The 19,969-nt window shown below is 71.7% G+C and carries 18 protein-coding genes; 5 read left to right on the top strand and 13 right to left on the bottom strand.

Annotated features, from left to right (window positions below; genetic code table 11):
- Nucleotide 1: 1 nt before the first annotated feature.
- Complete coding sequence (pdhA, locus tag ACOKM3_RS22135) at nucleotides 2-1,243, bottom strand: pyruvate dehydrogenase (acetyl-transferring) E1 component subunit alpha (protein WP_426902782.1); 1,242 nt, start codon at nucleotides 1,241-1,243, stop codon at nucleotides 2-4.
- A 381-nt stretch (nucleotides 1,244-1,624) separates the two neighbouring features.
- On the opposite strand from pdhA (ACOKM3_RS22135), the gene ACOKM3_RS22130 reads away from it, so the two are divergent.
- Nucleotides 1,625-2,281, top strand: coding sequence for a response regulator transcription factor (locus ACOKM3_RS22130; protein ID WP_327662569.1), 657 nt, complete (start codon nucleotides 1,625-1,627; stop codon nucleotides 2,279-2,281).
- Nucleotides 2,282-2,391: 110 nt separating this feature from the next.
- Nucleotides 2,392-2,838 carry a pyridoxamine 5'-phosphate oxidase family protein gene (locus ACOKM3_RS22125; protein ID WP_426902781.1) on the top strand — a complete coding sequence of 149 codons (447 nt, stop codon included), beginning with the start codon at nucleotides 2,392-2,394 and terminating at the stop codon, nucleotides 2,836-2,838.
- Between the two features lie 53 nt (nucleotides 2,839-2,891).
- On the opposite strand, the gene ACOKM3_RS22120 is transcribed toward ACOKM3_RS22125, so the two are convergent.
- Entirely contained in the window at nucleotides 2,892-4,484 is a 1,593-nt protein-coding gene (locus ACOKM3_RS22120; protein WP_426902780.1) for a protein kinase domain-containing protein, read from the bottom strand.
- A gap of 387 nt (nucleotides 4,485-4,871) precedes the next feature.
- Complete coding sequence (locus ACOKM3_RS22115) at nucleotides 4,872-5,417, bottom strand: bacterial proteasome activator family protein (protein ID WP_426902779.1); 546 nt, start codon at nucleotides 5,415-5,417, stop codon at nucleotides 4,872-4,874.
- A gap of 161 nt (nucleotides 5,418-5,578) precedes the next feature.
- Here ACOKM3_RS22115 and ACOKM3_RS22110 point away from each other — a divergent pair, with 161 nt between their 5' ends.
- A complete protein-coding gene (locus ACOKM3_RS22110; RefSeq protein WP_426902778.1) occupies nucleotides 5,579-6,040 on the top strand; it encodes a hypothetical protein in 462 nt (153 codons plus the stop codon).
- Nucleotides 6,041-6,050: 10 nt separating this feature from the next.
- Here the strand turns inward: ACOKM3_RS22110 and ACOKM3_RS22105 are convergent, their stop codons facing one another.
- The 7 genes from ACOKM3_RS22105 to pdhA (ACOKM3_RS22075) form a co-directional block, all read right to left on the bottom strand.
- On the bottom strand, nucleotides 6,051-7,031 hold the full coding sequence (locus tag ACOKM3_RS22105) for an NAD(P)H-quinone oxidoreductase (RefSeq protein ID WP_426902777.1): 981 nt from the start codon (nucleotides 7,029-7,031) through the stop codon (nucleotides 6,051-6,053).
- 59 nt (nucleotides 7,032-7,090) lie between these two features.
- Nucleotides 7,091-8,188 (bottom strand): potassium channel family protein, encoded by a 1,098-nt coding sequence (locus ACOKM3_RS22100; protein WP_426902776.1) that lies wholly within the window; start codon nucleotides 8,186-8,188, stop codon nucleotides 7,091-7,093.
- Nucleotides 8,185-9,741: a molybdopterin molybdotransferase MoeA gene (locus ACOKM3_RS22095; protein ID WP_426902775.1), complete on the bottom strand. Its 1,557-nt coding sequence runs from the start codon at nucleotides 9,739-9,741 to the stop codon at nucleotides 8,185-8,187. The genes ACOKM3_RS22100 and ACOKM3_RS22095 overlap by 4 nt, the downstream gene beginning before the upstream one ends.
- Nucleotides 9,738-10,607 carry an NTP transferase domain-containing protein gene (locus ACOKM3_RS22090; RefSeq protein WP_426902774.1) on the bottom strand — a complete coding sequence of 290 codons (870 nt, stop codon included), beginning with the start codon at nucleotides 10,605-10,607 and terminating at the stop codon, nucleotides 9,738-9,740. The genes ACOKM3_RS22095 and ACOKM3_RS22090 overlap by 4 nt, the downstream gene beginning before the upstream one ends.
- Nucleotides 10,608-10,731: 124 nt before the next feature.
- On the bottom strand, nucleotides 10,732-12,195 hold the full coding sequence (locus ACOKM3_RS22085) for a dihydrolipoamide acetyltransferase family protein (RefSeq protein WP_426902773.1): 1,464 nt from the start codon (nucleotides 12,193-12,195) through the stop codon (nucleotides 10,732-10,734).
- Nucleotides 12,196-12,209: 14 nt separating this feature from the next.
- Nucleotides 12,210-13,232 (bottom strand): alpha-ketoacid dehydrogenase subunit beta, encoded by a 1,023-nt coding sequence (locus tag ACOKM3_RS22080; RefSeq protein ID WP_266711882.1) that lies wholly within the window; start codon nucleotides 13,230-13,232, stop codon nucleotides 12,210-12,212.
- Nucleotides 13,229-14,371 (bottom strand): pyruvate dehydrogenase (acetyl-transferring) E1 component subunit alpha, encoded by a 1,143-nt coding sequence (pdhA, locus tag ACOKM3_RS22075; RefSeq protein ID WP_426902772.1) that lies wholly within the window; start codon nucleotides 14,369-14,371, stop codon nucleotides 13,229-13,231. The genes ACOKM3_RS22080 and pdhA (ACOKM3_RS22075) overlap by 4 nt, the downstream gene beginning before the upstream one ends.
- A gap of 174 nt (nucleotides 14,372-14,545) precedes the next feature.
- On the opposite strand from pdhA (ACOKM3_RS22075), the gene ACOKM3_RS22070 reads away from it, so the two are divergent.
- On the top strand, nucleotides 14,546-15,055 hold the full coding sequence (locus tag ACOKM3_RS22070; protein ID WP_426902771.1) for an Lrp/AsnC family transcriptional regulator: 510 nt from the start codon (nucleotides 14,546-14,548) through the stop codon (nucleotides 15,053-15,055).
- Between the two features lie 32 nt (nucleotides 15,056-15,087).
- Here the strand turns inward: ACOKM3_RS22070 and ACOKM3_RS22065 are convergent, their stop codons facing one another.
- Both ACOKM3_RS22065 and ACOKM3_RS22060 read right to left on the bottom strand, forming a co-directional pair.
- Nucleotides 15,088-15,696 carry a TetR/AcrR family transcriptional regulator gene (locus tag ACOKM3_RS22065; RefSeq protein ID WP_266711888.1) on the bottom strand — a complete coding sequence of 203 codons (609 nt, stop codon included), beginning with the start codon at nucleotides 15,694-15,696 and terminating at the stop codon, nucleotides 15,088-15,090.
- Nucleotides 15,693-17,201, bottom strand: a complete 1,509-nt coding sequence (locus tag ACOKM3_RS22060; RefSeq protein ID WP_426902770.1) for a 3-hydroxyacyl-CoA dehydrogenase — start codon at nucleotides 17,199-17,201, stop codon at nucleotides 15,693-15,695. Before ACOKM3_RS22060 ends, ACOKM3_RS22065 begins: the two co-directional genes overlap by 4 nt.
- Nucleotides 17,202-17,443: 242 nt before the next feature.
- Here ACOKM3_RS22060 and paaN point away from each other — a divergent pair, with 242 nt between their 5' ends.
- Nucleotides 17,444-19,156: a phenylacetic acid degradation protein PaaN gene (gene paaN / locus ACOKM3_RS22055; protein ID WP_426902769.1), complete on the top strand. Its 1,713-nt coding sequence runs from the start codon at nucleotides 17,444-17,446 to the stop codon at nucleotides 19,154-19,156.
- Here paaN and ACOKM3_RS22050 read toward each other — a convergent pair.
- Nucleotides 19,153-19,944 (bottom strand): TrmH family RNA methyltransferase, encoded by a 792-nt coding sequence (locus ACOKM3_RS22050; RefSeq protein WP_426906866.1) that lies wholly within the window; start codon nucleotides 19,942-19,944, stop codon nucleotides 19,153-19,155. The genes paaN and ACOKM3_RS22050 overlap by 4 nt on opposite strands.
- Between the last annotated feature and the right edge of the window lie 25 nt (nucleotides 19,945-19,969).

Raw genomic sequence — 19,969 nt, 5'->3', positions numbered from 1 at the left:
GTCAGGCCTCCCCGTCCGCGAACGACGCCTGGTAGGCGGCGAATTGTGCGCGCTCCTCGTCGACGAGCGCGTGCCCGTCCGCGTACACGTTCTCGAAGATCGCCATGAGGTCCGGGTCCGGCATGGCCCGCACGACATCGCGTACTCGCTTGCCCAACGTCTCGCTCTCGGCGTCGAGTTCCGCGAAAAATCCCTCATCCGTGTCGGTTTGGGACTCCAGGTACGCGCGCAGGCGCAGGATCGGGTCCTTCGCCTCCCAGGACACGCGCTCGTCGTCGGACCGGTACTTCGACGGGTCGTCGGAGGTCGTGTGCGCGCCCATGCGGTACGTGAACGCCTCGATCAGCGCCGGGCCCTCGCCCTGGCGGGCCCGGTCGAGGGCCCAGCGGGTCACGGCGAGGCAGGCCAGCACGTCGTTGCCGTCGACGCGCACGCCGGGGAAGCCGAAGCCCTGCGCGCGCTGGTACAGCGGCACGCGCATCTGGCGCTCGGTGGGCTCGGAGATCGCCCACTGGTTGTTCTGGCAGAAGAACACCACGGGGGCGTTGTAGACGGCCCCGAAGTTGAAGGCCTCCAGGACGTCGCCCTGGCTGCTCGCGCCGTCACCGAAGTACGCGATCACCGCGCTGTCCGCGCCGTCCTTGGCGACGCCCATGGCGTAGCCGGTGGCATGCAGGGTCTGCGAGCCGATGACGATCGTGTACAGGTGGAAGTTGTTGCTGTTCGGGTCCCAGCCGCCGTGGTTCACGCCGCGGAACATGCCGAGCAGGTTCGTCGGGTCGACCCCGCGGCACCAGGCGACGCCGTGCTCGCGGTAGGTCGGGAAGACGTAGTCGTCCTCGCGGGTGGCCCGGCCCGAACCGATCTGGGCGGCCTCCTGGCCGAGCAGCGACGCCCACAGGCCCAGCTCGCCCTGGCGCTGAAGCGCGGTGGCCTCGGCGTCGAAGCGGCGGGTGAGGACCATGTCGCGGTACAGGGCGCGCAGCTCGTCGTCGGTGATGTCGGCGACGTAGCGGTCGTACTCGGCGTTCTTGACCCGCTTGCCCTCAGGGGTCAGCAGCTGCACCAGGTCGCCCTGCGGCGCTCCGGCCTTGGCAGGCGTCTTCGCGGGCGCCTTGGCAGCGGTGCTCTTCGCGGGCGTCTTGCCGGGGGACTTCTTCGCAGACTTCTTCGCAGCGGTCCGCCCCCGCGCCGGCTGTGCCTTCTGCGCTGCGGCAGTGCTGTCCGCACTGTCTACGGTCACGTGTGCTCCTCCGTCGGTCCGGCCCCGGGATTGCCGGATGGCCAGTCGGCTCGGCTCGCCTGATCCGTCCACGCACGGGGTGGGTGCGAGGCGCCGGCAACAGGCGTGACAAGTGCTCCGGCAAACACCCTTCACCCAGCACGTTACCCAGTGGGTCACACATCTGCGAAACCCCATCTGACCTGCGATTTTGCTTGGATTTCCAAGTAAGTGGTTGGTTGGATTTCCTAGTATCGCGAGGGAAGACGAAGCGTCGCAGGTCACAGCTGTGCGACGAGTCCTGGATCTCAGCCTGGCAGGGGGCCGGAACACCGGCACGTTATCCCGGTCACCCCGCCATCATCTAGGGCGCGGCCAAGGTTCTTATGTGAGACTGAGGCCGTGCGCGAAGACGGAAAAATCCACGTATTTCTGCTCGACGACCATGAAGTGGTCCGCCGTGGCGTCCATGAGCTGCTGTCCGTCGAGGACGACATCGAGGTCGTCGGAGAGGCCGGAACGGCCGCCGACGCCCTGGTGCGCATCCCCGCGACCCGGCCCGACGTGGCGGTGCTCGACGTGCGCCTGCCGGACGGCAGCGGGGTGGAGGTGTGCCGGGAGATCCGCTCGCAGGACGAGTCGGTCAAGTGCCTGATGCTGACGTCGTTCGCGGACGACGAGGCGCTCTTCGACGCGATCATGGCCGGCGCCTCCGGATACGTACTGAAGGCGATCCGCGGCAACGAGCTGCTCACCGCCGTACGGGACGTCGCCGGTGGCAAGTCGCTGCTCGACCCGGTCGCCACGGCCCGCGTCCTGGAGCGGCTGCGCGACGGCGGCCGCAAGGGCGACGACAAGCTCTCCGGCCTCACCGACCAGGAGCGCAAGATCCTCGACCTGATCGGGGAAGGCCTGACGAACCGGGTCATCGGCGAGCGCCTGCACCTCGCCGAGAAGACGATCAAGAACTACGTGTCCAGCCTGCTGTCGAAGCTCGGCATGGAGCGCCGCTCCCAGGCGGCCGCGTACGTGGCCCGTATGCAGGCCGAGAAGCACTGACGGCTCCCCCGCCCCCCTCCAGGGATGCCCGCCCGCACAGGACCTAGGTCACGCGTCCTGGGGGCGGGCTCCTCTGGTTTACGGATGGGCCCGCGGCGCAGAGTGGGTACATGCCCTCCGACCCGCAGAAGGACCCGCAGCAGGCGCACCCGCGGCCGGACCGGGACCGCGCCTTCGAACTGCTGGCCCGCGTGCCCTACGGCCGCGTCGCGACCAGCATGCGCGCCCTGCCCTTCCTCGCCTCCGCCCGCCACATCGTGACCGGCGGACGCCTTCTGCTGCGCATGCACCGCGGCTTCGGCTACCACGAGGCGTGCATCGGCAGCGTCGTCGCCTACGGGGCGGACAACCTGGGCCAGGAGCGCCCCGGGGACGGCGGCCAGTGGTCGGTGCAGTGCGTCGGCACCTGCGAGCAGGTCGAGCCGACCGCGGCCGACCTCGAACGCTTCGGTCCCGCCCCGCACTACGCGGACGACGAGCACTTCGACCCGGTCTACCTGCACGTCGCCCCGCAGTTCGTGACGGTGCACGAGCTGCGGGGCGGTTCAAGCGCCTGAGGCGATTGAGCAGCGGGGTCCGGGGCGGAGCCCCGGGGGTTTGGCCGGACGGGCTATTCGGTCCCGTCGCCGCCGGTGTCACCACCCGCGTCACCACCGGTCTCACCACCGATGATGCCGCCGTCGTCACCACCCGTACCGCCACTGTTGTCGTCCGGCGGCGGCGAAGAAGTCTGGGTCGGCTTGGTCGGCGTCGGCGTCGGCGTCGGGTCCGCGCTGGTCGGGTCGCCCGTCGGCTCATCGGACTGCGTCGGCGACGGGTTCGTCGTCGTGGGCTGCTGCGTCGGCGTGTAGCCGGTGTCGCCGCCCGTGCTCGTACCCGGCTCCTCGGTCGCACCCTGCGACTCGTCGTCCGAGGCCGTCTCGCTGGGCTCCGAGCTCTTCTCGGACTTCGTGGCGCTCGGCGACTTCTTGTTGCCGGGGTCCTTGTCGCTGCCGTCGCCGCCGCTGAGCGCCCAGGCGACGCCCACCGCGATCGCGATGACCGCGAGCACGGCGACGATCCACAGCTTGCCGCGGCCGCCGCCCTTGCCCCCGTTCCCGTTCCCGTCGAAGCCGCCGTCGTCTCCGCCCGGCGGGCGCAGCATCGGCTGCTGGGCCGTGCCGGAGTCACCGGGGTGCTGCATCGCCGTGGTGGCGGCGACACCCATCGCGGGCGTCGAGCCGCCCTCGTGGACGTCGACGGGTCCGGTGTTCCAGGTGCCGGTGTGGCCACCCTGCTCGTACAGCATCTGCAGGCTGTACTGGACGAGCCCGCGCATCTCCTCGGCCGTCTGGAACCGGTCGTCCGGGTCCTTGGCGAGCGAGCGCATGACGAGGCCGTTCAGCTCCGGCGGCACCTCGTCCAGGACCTCGGACGGCAGCACGGGGGTGTCCTGGACATGCTGGTAGACCACGGACAGCGGGGTCTCACCGGTGAACGGCGGGCGCAGCGCGAGAAGTTCGTAGAGCAGGCAGCCGACGGCGTACAGGTCGGAGCGGTGGTCGACGGCCTTGCCGAGGGCCTGCTCGGGCGAGAGGTACTGCGGGGTGCCCATGACCATGCCGGTCTGCGTCATGGTCGACTGCGCGCCGTGCAGGGCGCGCGCGATGCCGAAGTCCATCACCTTCACCGCGCCGGTGTTGGTGATGATCACGTTCGCGGGCTTGATGTCGCGGTGCACGATGCCGTGCTGGTGCGAGTAGGCGAGCGCTTCCAGGACACCCGAGACGATGATCAGGGCCTGCTCCGCACCCGGCGCCTCCGCGCTGAGCAGGAGGTCACGGATGGTGCGGCCCTCGACCAGCTCCATGACGATGTACGGGACGGTGCTGCCGGCGACGACGTCCTCGCCGGAGTCGTAGACCGCCACGACCGCGTGGTGGTTGAGCCCCGCGACCGACTGTGCCTCGCGGGTGAAGCGGGCCTTGGAGACCGGGTCCTCGGCGAGATCGGAGCGGAGCAGCTTGACGGCGACCGTGCGCCCGAGGCGTACGTCCTCGGCCGCGAAGACCTCCGCCATGCCACCCCGGCCGAGTCTGCCGGTCAGTCGATACCGACCGTCCCCGACGAGCCCGCCGTTACCCCACATCTCCGGCGCATCTGACATACCGCCGCCAGTCGCCTCGGGGTCGGACGGGCCCTGAGCGCGCTGCTGCTGTGCCATCAGTCCTCGCCGTCGTTTCTGTCCGTGCTGCCGGATCCATATATCGGAGTACGCGCGGTTGCGAAATACCGACTCCGTCGGGCCACGCTACAGGCATCGGCCATGTCGCTGTTCCGAGATGGACGGGACATCCAACCCGTTGCCGTGCAGGCCTTGCAAATCGTGAGCAGGATATTTGTAGGCGGCCGATGACGAATTCGTGATCACTTGGGGCGATCGGCGCCTGTCGTCCGGTGGCCAAGTTCACGCATACGTAGGGGCCCGCTTCACACATACGTAGGGGCCCGCCTTGAAGGCGGGCCCCTACGTATGTGCACCTATGTACTTGTTGACCTGGCCGTTGACCCAGGGTCTGCCGTTCGGATCAGGTCCTGTGGGGATCAGGTCCTAGAGGTACGGGCCGCCCGAGCGGCCGCCCGCGCGCGGGTCCTCGCCCTCTTCCTCGCCGCCGCCGACGCCGGGCGGCAGGGCCCTGCGCATCTGCTCGAGCTGGGCACGCGCCGCCATCTGCTGGGCGAACAACGTCGTCTGGATCCCGTGGAAGAGCCCCTCGAGCCAGCCCACCAGCTGGGCCTGCGCGATGCGCAGCTCGGCGTCGCTCGGGGTCGCCTCCTCCGTGAAGGGCAGGGAGAGCCGCTCCAGTTCCTCGACAAGTTCGGGGGCGAGGCCGTCCTCGAGCTCCTTGACCGAACTGGCGTGGATCTCCTTGAGGCGCTGCCGGCTCGCTTCATCGAGGGGAGCCGCGCGCACTTCTTCGAGCAGCTGCTTGATCATGCTGCCGATGCGCATCACCTTGGCGGGCTGTTCCACCATGTCGGTCACCGGGATCTCGCGGGACTCGTCGCCGCCACCGCCGCCAAGCGCCATGCCGTCCTGGCCCACGACCAGGACCTGCGGGTTCTCCGGCGACTGTTCGTTCCTCGGCATCTCCATGCCGCCATTCTCTCGTACGTCGCTGTCACATCTCCGTGGTGCCCCCGTTCGGAGCTGATCCACCATGCCTGGAGGGCCGAAATCCGGCGTGCCTGTTTTATCCGGCTATGTGAGGCTTGGCACAAGCATCTGGACGAACCGGGAGCGGAAGGGGGCTGGGGATGCGGCGGCTTCGCTGGGTGGCCGGGCTTCTCTTCTCCGCGCTGCTGTTCCTGGCGGCGCCCGTGTCCCTGTCGTACGCCGCCGGATCCTCTTCGTACGCGGGCGGGTCCTCTTCGTACGTCACCGAGGCCCGCTCGGGCGCCGCCGGGCCCCATGCGTACGTCGCCGAGCCCTCGCCGCACGGGTCCCTCGCGGGGAGCCGTGCGGGAGTGGGCCGGACCCCGCCGGGGCGCGAGCTGCCCACGCCGGACACCACCGGGGCCGTGCTGCCCCCGGCCCCGACCGAGCCCCCGCCACCCGCCGTGTCGCGGGAGCCGCGCCCCGAGCGGTCCACCGCCCCCGAAGGGCAGGCCGTCGGCGAGCCCGGGTCCGGGCCCCTGGTGAACGTGCTGCCGCTGGGGGCAGGGCTGCTGCTCACGGGGCTCGGCCTCGGGTTCCTGGCGCTGCGGCTGCGCCGGTGACGCCTGCCGGCTACTGGTTGGTGAGCAGAACCTTGCCGATGTGACCCGACTCCTCCAGGACCCGATGGCCCTGCGCGGCGTCGCTCATCGGCAGCGTCCGGTCCACGATCGGCCGCACATGGCCGCCCTCGACCAGCGGCCACACGTGCTCGCGCACGGCCGCGACGACCGCCGCCTTCTCGGTCAGCGGGCGGGCCCGCAACGTGGTCGCGGTGATGGCGCCGCGCTTGCCGAGCAGCGTGGCGATGTTCAGCTCGCCCTTCACCCCGCCCTGCATGCCGATGATGGCGAGCCGGCCGCTGGTGGCGAGGGCGTCGACGTTCCGGTTCAGGTACTTGGCGCCCATGTTGTCGAGGATGACGTCGGCGCCCGCCCCGTCCGTGGCGTTCTTGATCTCTTCCACGAAGTCCTGCTCGCGGTAGTTGATCAGGATGTCCGCGCCGAGCTCACCGCAGAAGTCGAGCTTCTCCTTGGTACCGGCCGTGACCGCGACCTTGGCGCCGACCGCCTTCGCGAGCTGGATCGCCATGGTGCCGATGCCGCTGGAGCCGCCGTGCACGAGGAAGGTCTCGCCGGGCCGCAGGTTGGCGATCATGAAGACGTTGGACCAGACGGTGCAGGTCACCTCGGGCAGCGCGGCGGCCGTGGCCAGGTCGAGGGCCCCTGGCACCGGGAGGAGCTGTCCCGCGGGGACGACGACCTTCTCGGCGTAGCCACCGCCCACGAGCAGCGCGCACACCTCGTCGCCGACCGACCAGCCGGAGACGCCGGTGCCGAGCTCGACGATCCGGCCGGCGCACTCCAGACCGGGGTAGGGGGAGGTGTCGGGCGGCGGGTTGTAGAAGCCCTGCCGCTGGAGCAGATCGGCGCGGTTGACGGCGCTGGAGACCACCTCGACCAGGACCTCGCCCTCGCCGGGTACGGGGTCGGGGACCTCCGTCCAGACGAGCGCCTCGGGTCCGCCGGGTTCCGGGATCGTGATCGCATGCATGGCCGCGAGGCTACTCCCGTGGATCAGCCGAGTGGAGAGGGCCGACCGCGGGGAGACGATCAGCTGCGCGGGGTGGGCTTCATGTCCGGTGCCAGCTGGGTTTTGGGCGTGACGCGGGTGATCGTGATGAGGCGGTCCGTCAGCTTGAGCGAGCCGACGGCCGAGTCGTCGTAACCGAGTACCCGATGCCCGCGGATGACGCTGACGACCAGGTCCTCCGTCTCCTTCGGCTGGAGGCCGACCTCGGCCTTGGTGACCGGGCGTTCGACCAGGTCGAGGCCGGAGCCCTTCTGGATGAGGTCCTCCATGACCATGCCCGCGTGCGGGCTGAGCACCGACAGACCGAGCAGCCGCCCCGCCGCACTGGCGCTGGTGATGACGGCGTCGGCGCCGGACTGGCGCAGCAGCGGCGCGTTCTCCTCCTCGCGGACCGCGGCGACGATCTTCGCCCCGCGGTTCAACTGCCGCGCGGTGAGCGTCACCAGGACCGCCGTGTCGTCGCGCTGCGTCGCGATGATGATCTTCCGCGCCCGCTGCACCTCGGCCTGCAACAGGACCGAACTGCGGGTGGCATCGCCCGTCACGCCCGCGTATCCATGGGCGTTGGCGCTCTCGACGACCTTGGGGCTGGGGTCGACCACGACGACCTGTTCGGGCTTCAGGCCACTCGCGCAGACGGTCTCCACGGCACTGCGACCCTTGGTTCCGAAGCCGACGACGACAGTGTGGTCACGCAAGGTGGACCTCCAGCGTTTCAGGCGCCATTCCTCCCGCGTCCGTTCGGTGAGGACTTCGAGCGTGGTGCCGACCAGGATGATCAGGAAGAGCACACGCAGCGGCGTGATGACGAAGATATTGGTGAGCCGCGCGGCGTCACTGACCGGCGTGATGTCGCCGTATCCCGTGGTGGAGAGCGTGACGGTCGCGTAGTAGAACGAGTCGAGCAGGTCGACATGGCCATCTGAATTGTCGTTGTAGCCGTCTCTGTCGATCCACACGATCAGTGCGGTGACGACGAGCACGGTGAGCGCTATCAGCACGCGCCGGGCCACTTGGAGAAGCGGACGCTCGACGACCTGCCGGGGAAGTTTCACCCGGTAGGTCGCGGTCCGCTCTTCCTCTTGGCGTGCGATGGCGTCATCGCCGGCCAGTTTCACGTGAAACACCCTTCGTTTCCCGCCGGGTTGAGACCGGGCAGGCCAGGGTTCCACGACCACGGAAGGTCGAGGATCTCCACCTCCTGGCCCTCCGTGGCACCGCCGGGCGGGATGACGGCGAGCCCATCGGCGGCTGCGATGCCGCGCAGCATGGCCGGACCGTTGTAGTGCAGCGGCACCGCCCACTCGTGCCCACTGCCGTCGTCCTGCCGCAGCACGATGGGGATGAGGCGCGTGTCATGGGGGTGGCCGGGGACGGGCGTGTGCAGGGGGGCGGTGTACGCGTCCGCGTTCCGGCCCCCGTCCAACTTCCGTTGCCCGTCGTGGGCTTGGCGCTGCGCGGAGCTGTGCGTCAGGTCCTGTGCCCGGCCCGAGAGCACCCGGAGCAGCGGCTCGGCGAGCGTGAGCAGGCCCGAGACGGCGGCCAGCGGGTTGCCGGGGAGGCCGACGAGGTGCTGCCCCTCCTTGAGCCGGGCGAGCAGCATCGGGTGGCCGGGGCGGACGGCGACCCCGTCGACGAGGAGTTCGGCGTCGAGGGCGCGCAGGGTGGGGTGCACGTGGTCGACGGGCCCCGACGCGGTGCCGCCGGTGGTCACGACCAGGTCGGTGCCGGCCTCTCGTACCGCCTTGAGCAGCGCCTTCGCGTCGTCGCCGAGCCTGCGTACGGCGGTCACCTCGACGCCGAGCGCGCGCAGCCAGTGCGGGAGCATCGGGCCGAGCGCGTCCCGGATGAGGCCCTCGCGGGGGAGACCGGCGGTGAGCAACTCGTCGCCGAGGATCAGGACTTCGACCGTCGGCCGCGGGACGACGGTCAGGGTGTCGTAGCCCGCGGCGGCCGCGAGACCGAGGACGGCCGGGGTGACGAGGGCGCCCGAGGGCAGCAACAGATCGCCGCTGCGGCACTCCTGGCCGCGCGGGCGGATGTCCTGACCGTGGGCGACGGCGTGCAGCGCGTGCAACTGGCCGCCCGCGTCGATCTGGCCGTGCTCGCTGCGGATGACGGCCGTGGCGTCCGGCGGCACGCGGGCGCCGGTCGCGATCGCCGCGGCCTCACCGTCGGTCAGCGGGGCGGGCGGCTCGTGCCCGGCGAGCAGCCCTTCGCCGCCCACGGCCCAGGGGCCCGGGCCCGCGACGACCCAGCCGTCCATCGCCGAGGTGTCGAAGGAGGGCAGGTCCGTGAGGGCGGTCAGCGGGGCGGCGAGGACCAGGCCGAGGGCCCGGTCGAGCGGGACGCTGATCGCCGCACGGGTGCCGCGTTCGGCCCGTGCGGCGGTGCGGCGGGCCGTGGCCCAGGAGGTCGCGGCGTGGCGGTGCGACGGGGCGGGGGCCGGGGTCCCGGGCGCGGCGGAGCTCTCCGGACTGGTCCGCTCGGTGGTCCGCTCGCCCGTGGGCTGTTCGGCGCGGCGCCGGTCGTCCTGGTGCCGCTCTCCGTGGTGCCGGCCGCCGTGGGGGCGGTTGTCGTTGGCGAGGGCGAGTGCCTCGTCCACGTCGACGTCCATCGGGTCGACGCCCACCGGGGCGGCCTGCGGCGACCGCCCGTGGGGGGCGCTCATCCCGCGTCGTCCGGCTTGGCCTCGGCCTCCTGCGCCCAGCGATTGGCGAGCTCGGCCGCCTTCGCCGCGGCCGCTGCCACGGCTTCGGGGCCGCCTCCCGCCTGCGCCGCCGCGTATCCCACGAGGAACGTCGTCAGCGGCGCCGCGGGGCGCGCGACGCCGTGCGCGGCGTCACGGGCGAGGTCGAGCAGGACGCCCGTGTCGACGTCCAACTCGATGCCCAGTTCGTTCTTGGCTGCGGTGATCCATTCGTCAAGCACTCGTCCATGCTCCCTGATACGTGACCGGGCGGCGGCGATGTCGTCCCAGGTGTCGCAGTCGAACGACGCGACGGGGTCGGTGATGCGGGTCAGCCTGAGGTTACGGGTGAACAGACGCAACGGAAGGCCCGTGAGGTCACCGTGTTCCGCCTTGAGTTCGCCGAGGACGCGTCGCAGTGCCGCGTACCGGTAGGCGGCGACGAGCGGCTGGTCACGGCCATCGGCGTCGGCCAGCAGCGCGCCGTCGCCCGTATCGCCCTCAAGGGCTTCGAGGAGTCCCCGTACGGTGTGGTCGCCCAGGAACGGCAGATCGGCGGAGAGCACGACGACGCTCTCCGCCACCGGGCCCGGTGCGGCCTCGAGTGCCCGAACCCCCGCCTCCAGCGCGGCGAGCGGCCCCCCGCCCGGTGGCTCCTCGCGGGCCCAGACGACGGGGCGCGCGGTGCGGCGCGGCTCGGCGACCACCACGGTGGCGCGGGCCCCGGCGCACGCGTGCAGGACCCGGTCGAGCAGGGCGCGACCGCCGACCCGCACACCCGGCTTGTCCGCGCCGCCGAGCCGGCGCGCGCCGCCCCCGGCGAGGACGATGGCGTCGTACGCGTTCATCCCCCGAGTATGGGCTCACGGGCGATCATTGCCACTAGGCGGGCAGGCGATCATTGCCACCAGGCGGGCGCGCGATCCTTGCCGACGGTCCGGCCGGTCCGGCCGGTCCGGCCGGTCCGGCCGGTCACAGGGTGCGCAGCAACACGGCCGGTTGTTCCACGCAGTCCGCGACGTACCGCAGGAAGCCGCCCGCCGTGCCGCCGTCGCACACCCGGTGGTCGAAGGTGAGCGAGAGCTGGACGACCTGGCGGACCGCCAACTCCCCTTCGTGCACCCAGGGCTTGGCGGCTATTCGGCCGACGCCGAGCATGGCCGCCTCGGGGTGGTTGATGATCGGCGTGGAGCCGTCGACGCCGAACACCCCGTAGTTGTTCAGCGTGAAGGTGCCGCCGGTGAGTTGCGAGGGCGACAGCTTCCCGGACCGGGCCGCCTCGGTGAGCCGGGCGAACTCGGCGCTCAGCGACTCGGCCCCGCGCACGTGGGCGTCCCGTACGACGGGCACGACCAGGCCGCGGTCGGTCTGCGCGGCGAACCCGAGGTGCACCTCGTCGAGCCGGACTATCTCGCGCCGCTCGGTGTCCACCGTGGCGTTCAGCTCCGGGTAGCGGGCCAGGGCCGCGGTGCAGATGCGGGCGAGGAGCGCGAGCACGGAGATCTTGGGGCCCGCGGAGGGGCCGGTCGCCGAATTCATCGCCACGCGCGCGTGCATGAGTTCGGTGGCGTCGGCGTCCACCCAGCAGGTCGCGTCGGGTATCTCGCGCCGGCTGCGGGACAGCTTGTCGGCCACGGCGCCGCGGATGCCGCGCAGGGGGGTGCGGTGCTCCTGCCGGGCGGGGGCCGGAGCGGGGGCGGGTGCAGGGGTGCGCTCAGGGGCGGCGGGCGCCTCGGTGGCGGCGTTCGTCGCGTTGACCGTGCCTGCTGTGCTCGCGGCGTTGGCCGCGTTCTCCACGTCTCCCCTGAGGATGAGCCCGTCGGGCCCGGACCCGGTCAGCTCTCTGAGGTCCACGCCGCGGTCGCGGGCGAGCTTGCGGACGAGCGGGGAGATCACGGGGACGGGCCCCTGGGCGCGCGGTGCGCTCTCCGGTGCGGCGGGCACGCTGTCCAGCGGCGCGGGCCGCACGCGCCTGCGCCGGGTCGGCGCGGTGGTGGTTCCGTACCCCACCAGCACGTTCCCCGAGCCCTCGGCCTTCTGCGCCTTGTCCGCGCTCGGCGCGTTCTCGGCCTTCTCAGGAGACGCCTGGGGAGCCTCCCGTCGCACCTCCTGGTGCGCCTTCGCGGGCTCCTCGGCCGCGGTCGAAGTCGGTGCGGGAACGTCCGACAGCGGCACCTCCGACGAGGACTTCGCGCCCACGGCCACCATCAACAGCGGCGCCCCGACCGGCAGTTCGCTGCCCTCGTCGCCGAAGCGGGCCGTGACCACACCGCCGTACGGGCACGGCACCTCGACCATCGCCTTGGCCGTCTCCACCTCGACGACGGGCTGGTCGACGGCGACGACGTCACCGACTCCCACCAGCCACTGCACGATCTCCGCCTCGGTGAGCCCCTCCCCGAGGTCGGGCAGCTTGAACTCGAGCACCTGCGCCATTACCCCACCGTCCCTCACTGATCCCATTGCAGCCGGGCCACCGCATCCAGTACCCGGTCCACTCCGGGCAGATGGTGCCGCTCCAGCATGGGCGGCGGATACGGAATGTCGAAACCGGCCACACGCAGCACCGGCGCCTCCAAGTGGTGGAAGCAGCGCTCGGTCACGCGCGCGGCGATCTCCCCGCCGGGCCCGCCGAAGCCTCCCGACTCGTGCACGACGACCGCGCGTCCCGTGCGCCGGACGGACTCGGTGACCGTCGCGTCGTCGAACGGCACCAGCGAGCGCAGGTCGACCACTTCAAGATCCCACCCCTCCCCTCGGGCCGCCTCGGCCGCCTCCAGGCAGACGGGGACGGACGGTCCGTACGTGAGCAGCGTGGCACTGGTGCCGGGGCGGCGAACCACTGCCGTACCTATCGGAAGAACGTCTTCCGGTGCCTCGGGGTTCCAGGAATCCCGCGTCCAGTAAAGGCGCTTGGGCTCCAGGAAGACGACCGGGTCGTCCGAGGCGATGGACTGCCGCAGCAGCCCGTACGCGTCCGCGACCGTGGCCGGCGTGACGACGGTCAGGCCGGGCGTCGCCATGTAGTACGCCTCGGAGGAGTCGCTGTGGTGCTCGACGCCGCCGATCCCGCCGCCGTACGGCACCCGCACGGTGATGGGCAGCGGCATGGCGCCGCGCGTGCGGTTGCGCATCCGCGCGACGTGCGAGATCAGCTGCTCGAAGGCGGGATACGCGAACGCGTCGAACTGCATCTCCACGACCGGGCGGAGGCCGTACATCGCCATGCCCACGGCGGCGCCGAGGATGCCCGCCTCGGCGAGCGGGGTGTCCGTGCAGCGGTCCTCGCCGAACTCCTTCGCGAGCCCGTCGGTGATCCGGAAGACGCCGCCCAGGGTGCCCACGTCCTCGCCCATGACGTGCACGGCCGGGTCAGCGGCCATGGAGTCGCGCAGCGCGCGGCCGAGCGCCTGCGCCATGGTGGCGGGCTTGGTCGCGGGCTTGCTTCTGGGTGGCCGGGCCACAGTCGTCATGCCTGCTCCCCCTCCGCTTCGGCGTCAAGCTCGGCACGCAACAGGGCCGCCTGCTCCCTCAGTTGGGGGGTCTGCTCCGCGTACACGTCACCGAAGAGGTCCATCGGATCGAGGGCGGGGTCCTGGTTCATGCGCGCGCGCAGCTCGGCCGCCTGTTCCTCCGCGCCGTCGCGCACGGCCCGGATGCCGTCCTCGTCGATGAGGCCGCGCCCGGTCAACTCCCGCTCCAGGAGCAGGACCGGGTCGTGCGCGCGCCACATCTCGACCTCGGCGTCGGTGCGGTAGCGGGTCGCGTCGTCGGCGTTCGTGTGCGCGTCCATCCGGTACGTGACGGCCTCGACCAGCGTCGGACCACCGCCCCCGCGCGCGCGGGAGACCGCGTCACCGAGCACTTCGTGCAGGGCGGCCGCGTCGTTCCCGTCGACCAGGCGGCCCGGCATCCCGTAGCCGACGGCCTTGTGGGCCAGGGACGGCGCCGCGGTCTGCTTGGCCAGCGGCACGGAGATGGCGAACCCGTTGTTCTGTACGAGGAAGACGACCGGTGCCTGCCACACGGCGGCGAAGTTGAGCGCCTCGTGGAAGTCGCCCTCGCTGGTGCCGCCGTCGCCGACCATGGCGAGCGCCACCACATCGTCGCCCTTTAGTTGCGCGGCATGTGCGAGGCCCACGGCGTGCGGGAGCTGCGTCGCGAGCGGGGTGCACAACGGCGCGATGTGGTGCTCGCGCGGGTCGTATCCGGTGTGCCAGTCGCCCCGCAGCAGCGTCAGCGCCTGTACGGGGTCGAGACCGCGGACGACGGCCGCGAGGGTGTCGCGGTAGCTGGGAAAGAGCCAGTCGCGCTCCTCGAGGACCAGCGCAGCGGCGACCTCGGCGGCCTCCTGGCCGGTCGTCGAGGGGTACACGGCGAGGCGGCCCTGCTTGGTCAGCGCGGTCGCCTGCGCGTTGTACCTGCGGCCGCGCACCACCTCCGCGTACAGGCGGCGCAGCAGCTCGGGGTCGACGTGGGCGGCGGCGTCGGTGCCCAGGACCCGGCGGGGCTCGGCGTCGGGCAGCAGCGGCGCGGGATCCGTGCGGGGCTGCCAGGCGGGCGGCGGGACGGGCCTGCCCTCGCGCGTGGCCCGCTGGTCCATGACCGTCATGACGGCACCTCCTCGTGGGAGCGGCTCGGACGGCGCGTCGGATGTGATGCGCCTCACCTACCGATTGTTCGGTCGACGGCACATTTTGGCTACAGGCACCTCCAGGCTGTGGACAATCGGTTCTCCACAGCCTGAGATGAATGCAGTACGTCCATGGTAAGGAGGCGGGGGCGGATGGCATCTGAACAAATGGCCGAAGGCTCCGGGAGCCCGGTGCCGGACCCCGCGGCCCGCCCGCTGGACGCCATCGACCGGGACATTCTGCAGCTGCTGCTGAAGGACGGACGCGCGTCGATACGGTCCGTCGCCGAGCAGGTCCATGTGTCCCGGGCGAACGCCTACGCACGGATCAACCGCCTCATCGAGGACCGCGTGATCCGCGGCTTCGGCGCCCGCGTCAACCACGAGCGGGCCGGCCAGGGCGCCTCCGCCTACATCACGCTCAAGATCGTCCAGAACACCTGGCGGACCGTGCGCGAGCAGCTGCGCCGACTCCCGGAGGCCTCGCACATCGCGCTGGTCAGCGGCGATTTCGACGTTCTGATCCTGGTGCACACGGAGGACAACCGGGCCCTGCGCGAACTGGTCCTCACCAAGCTCCAGTCCATCCCGGAAGTGCTGAGCACGCGCACGCTGCTGGTCTTCGACGAGGAAGACCTTGAAGGCAGCTCGCCGGACTCCTGAGGGCCCCGGACGGGCTCGGTGATACCGGAGCGTCAGCCCGCCTTGCGCAGCCCCTGGAAGACCAGCTCGACCACGGCGTCCGCCACTTCACGGTCGCCGAGCCCGCCGCCGTCCGGCCGGTACCACTCCACCAGCGAGTTGATCATCCCGAAGACGAGCCGCGTGGCGAGCCGCACCTCGATGTCACCGCGTACGTCCCCGTCGGCGGCGGCCGCCCTGAGCAGCTGGGCGACCTGGTGGTCGAACTCCCGGCGCCGCTCCATGGCCCACCGCTCGGTGTCGGTGTTGCCGCGCACCCGCAACAGCAGGGTCACGTACGGCAGTTCACCGGTGAGCACCTCGACCATGCGCCGCGTGACGTACTCCAGGCGCTCGATCGCGCGTCCCGCGCGCGCGGGTTGCTCGTCGAGGATCCCGAAGAGGCCGTCGAGCGCGCGGCTCACGGCGCGGCGCAGCAGTTCCTCCTTGCCCGTCACATGGTGGTAGATCGACGACTTGGAGATGCCGGCAGCCTTGGAGAGGTGCTCCATGGACGTGCCGTCGTAGCCACGCTCGTTGAAGACGGTGACCGCGACCGCGAGGAGGCTCTCGGGCGTGTAGGTGTCGCGGCGCGCGCCCGTGTCCCGTCGTGCGGTGGTCATGCGGAGCCCTCCCACTTCTTGGGGGTGTACGAGTGCCGGAAGAGGGCCAGGGACGGCGCGTGCCGCCCCGAGGGGTCGCGTTCGTGCAGTTCCTCGAGCACCCCGCAGGCCCAGCCACGGCCGAGCCTGCGGCCCCACTCCAGGGGCCCCAGCGGGTAGTTGACGCCCAGGCGCATCGCGGTGTCGATGTCGCCCTCGGTGGCCACCCCGCGCGCGAGCGCGTCGTGCGCCAGGTCGATGATCCGCGCCACGGTGCGGGCCACGATCATGCCGGGCACGTCGCCGATGACGCTGACCTCCTTGCCGAGCGCCTGGAAGAGGCCGACGGCCTCGCCGATGGTGCGCGGGTTGCCTTCCTGGCCGGTGGCCAGGGCGATGCGGGTGGCCTTGCGGTAGTCGAGGGCGAGGTCGAAGTAGACGACGTCGCGGAACTCGACGGACGTCTGGCCGTCCGCCTGCACGAGCTGGCCACCGCTGGGCAGCACGATGCGCGTGCCCTTGTCCTCGTCCTCCTCGACGACCTCGATGCCCGCCTCGCGCATCATCGGGATCAGCTCACCCGCGGACTCCAGGTCGCCCTCGACGGTCACGCGCGCGGGCGGCCCGGCCGGCCCCGCGGTGTGCGGCTCGGGGCGCTCGGCGTCCTCCCCGTACGCGTACCAGCCCTGGCCCGACTTGCGGCCCAGGCGGCCGGCCTCCACCAGACGGCGCTGGGCCAGCGAGGGCCGGAACTTCACGTCCTGGAAGAAGCCTTCCCACACGGAGCGGGTCACTGCCTCGTTGACGTCCTGGCCGATCAGGTCGGTGAGTTCGAAAGGCCCCATCCGGAAGCCGCCGCTCTCCCGCAGCACGGCGTCGATGGTGGCGGGGTCGGCGCCCTGCTCCTCGTACACGGCGAACGCCTCCGCGTAGAAGGGCCGCGCGATCCGGTTGACCAGGAAGCCGGGGGTGTCCGCGCAGGCCACCGGGGTCTTGCCCCAGGCGCGGGCGGTCTCGTACGCGCGCGTGGCCGCGGTGACGTCGGTGGCGGCGCCGGAGACGACCTCCACCAGCGGCATCAGGGGCGCCGGGTTGAAGAAGTGCAGCCCCACGAAGCGGCCCGGCCGGCGCAGCGCCCCGCCGATCGCCGTCACGGACAGGGACGAGGTGTTGGTCGCGAGCAGACAGTCCTCCGCGACGACGTCCTCCAGCTCGCGGAACAGGTCCTGTTTGACGTCGAGCCGCTCCAGGACGGCCTCGACGACGAGCGTCGCGGGCGCCAACTCGCCGAGCGTCTGCGCGGGTTCGAGCCGGGCGATCGCGGCCGTCCGCTCGGCGTCGTCCAAGCGGCCCTTCTCGACGAGCCGGCCGAGGCGCGCCGCGATCGACTCGGCGGCGCTCCTCGCACGCCCCGGCACGGCGTCGTACAGGCGGACGGGATGCCCGGCGACGAGGGCGACCTGGGCGATGCCCTGCCCCATGGTGCCGGTGCCCACCACGCCGACGAGGCGGTCATGTGCTGTCATGCACGTGATCCTCCCGTACCGGGCCGAGCCATGAGGTTCGGGGGCTCGTGCGGCCGATTTTCTCCGGCTTTTCCACAGCTTTTCCGCACCCCCTTGTCCCGACCGATCGTTCGGTTACTCTAACTCTGTTGGTTCGTTCCTGCCCAGACCAGCCTGCACAGATCAGCCTGCCCAGTCCCGTCCAGTCCCGCCCAGCTCGCCGGCTCGACGAGGAGCCGCAGCCCAGGAGGAGTTGGTCCCCCATGGCCGCCGCCGAACTCACCGCGCACGACCTGATCGCCAAGCATCGGCCGACGCTCGACCAGGCGCTGGAGACGATCCGCACGCGCGCGTACTGGTCCCCTCACCCGGAGCACCCCAAGGCGTACGGGGAGAACGGGAGCCTGAGCATGCCCGAGGGCAAGGCCGCCTTCGACGCCCTGCTCGGCACCCGCCTCGACCTCGGTCAGCCCGGTACGGACGAGTTCGTGAGCGGTGAAGTGTCGCCGTACGGGATCGAGTTGGGCGTCACGTATCCGCACGCCGACATCGACGTGCTGCTTCCGGCCATGCGCGCGGGCATGCGCGCGTGGCGTGACGCGGGCGCCGAGGCGCGCGCGGTGACGTGCCTGGAGATCCTGGCCCGGATCGGCGCGCGGACGCACGAGTTCGCGCACGCGGTCATGCACACCAGCGGCCAGGCCTTCATGATGGCGTTCCAGGCGGGCGGCCCGCACGCGCAGGACCGCGGCCTGGAGGCGGTGGCGTACGCGTACGAGGAGCAGGTGCGGACCCCGGACACCGCGGAGTGGTCCAAGCCCCAGGGCAAGCGCGATCCCCTGGTCCTGGCCAAGGAGTTCACGCCGGTGGCGCGCGGCATCTCCCTGCTGGTCGGCTGCAACACCTTCCCGACGTGGAACGGGTATCCGGGCCTGTTCGCCTCCCTGGCCACGGGCAACCCGGTCCTGGTGAAGCCGCACCCGCGCGCGGTGCTGCCCCTCGCCCTCACCGTGCAGGTGGCCCGCGAGGTCCTCGCCGAGGCGGGCTTCGACCCGAACCTGGTGGCGCTGGCGGCCGAGCGGCCCGGAGAAGGCATCGCCAAGGCGCTGGCCGTACGCCCCGAGATCAGGATCATCGACTACACGGGGTCCACGGCCTTCGGCGACTGGCTGGAGGCGAACGCCCGGCAGGCGCAGGTCTACACGGAGAAGGCCGGCGTCAACACAGTGGTGATCGACTCGACCGACAACTACAAGGGCATGCTGGCGAACCTCGCGTTCTCGCTGTCCCTGTACAGCGGCCAGATGTGCACCACCCCGCAGAACCTCCTGGTGCCGCGCGAGGGCATCACCACGGACGAGGGCCCCAAGGCGTACGACGAGGTGGTGGCCGACCTCGCGAAGTCGGTCGGCGGCCTGCTCGGCGACGACGCCCGGGCGAACGGGCTGCTGGGCGCGCTGGTCAACCCGGACGTGAAGGCGCGGCTGGACGCGGCCCCCGGAATCGGCGAAGTCGCCCTGCCCTCGAGGGAGATCAGCAACCCGGACTTCCCCGACGCCGTGGTCCGTACGCCGGTGATCGTGAAGCAGGACGGCGCGCGGAAGTACTGGGAGGGGGCCGACGCGGAGGCCGCCTACATGAGCGAGTGCTTCGGCCCGGTGTCCTTCGCGGTCTGCGTCGACTCGACCGGTGACGCGGTGGACCTCCTGCGCCGCACGGTGCGCGAGAAGGGCGCCATGACGGTCGGCGCGTACACCACCTCCGAAGAGGTGGCGCGGTCCGTCGAGGACGTCTGCCTGGAGGAGTGCGCGCAGCTCTCGCTCAACCTGACGGGTGGGGTGTACGTGAACCAGACGGCGGCGTTCTCCGACTTCCACGGCTCGGGCGGCAACCCGGCGGCGAACGCGGCCCTGTGCGACAGCGCCTTCGTGGCGAACCGCTTCCGGGTGGTGGAGGTGCGGCGGGAGGCCTCCTAAGGGGCCTGGGTGCTGTGCGCGCTCCAGTGGAAGAGCGTCATGCCGACGCTGGTGGCCAGGTTGTAACTGGAGACCTGGGGCCGCATCGGCAGCGACACCAGCTGGTCGGCACGCGCGCGTAGTTCGGCGGAGAGGCCGCTGCGCTCGGACCCGAAGGCGAGCAGGGCGTCGTCGGGCAGCTTGAGGCCGCGGATGTCCGCGCCTTCGGGGTCGAGCGCGTACAGCGGCCCGCTCGGCAGCTCGTCGACCGCGAGCCGCTCCACGGCGGTCGCGAAGTGCAGCCCTGCACCGCCCCGTACGACGGTGGGGTGCCAGGGGTCGAGATCGCCGGTGGTGACGACTCCGGTGGCGCCGTAGCCGGCGGCGAGGCGGATCACGGCGCCCGCGTTGCCGAGGTTGCGCGGGTTGTCGAGCACGACGACGGGGGTGGTGCGCGCGTGGCGCCCGAGGGCGGCCAGGTTGTCGGCCCGCGCGGGGCGCCCGGCGAGCGCGGCGACCCCGGTGGGGTGCAGCCGCGGCACGAGCCCCCGCAGCACCTCGTCCGGAACCTCCACGAGGAGCCCAGCCAGCTCCCGTACGACATCGGGGGCGAGCTCGTCGGCCAGGGCGAGCGCGGACGCACGGTCGACGGCGAGCGCGACGGGGACGTCGGCGCCGAAGCGCAGGGCGTGCTTGAGGGCGTGGAAACCGTCGAGCAGCACCGCGGAGTCCGCGAGCCGCCGCCAGGCACGCACGGCGTCCTCGGCGGTCCCCGCGCTCCGTGGGCCCTCTGGCCGCTCGTCCCGCATGCCGCCCGCGCCGTCCGCCGTACTC

This window comes from Streptomyces nidicola, from assembly GCF_050106155.1.
GTDB lineage: Bacteria > Actinomycetota > Actinomycetes > Streptomycetales > Streptomycetaceae > Streptomyces.
The sequence above is the reverse complement of the archived record's forward strand: the minus strand, read 5'-3'. Positions and strand labels throughout refer to the sequence as shown.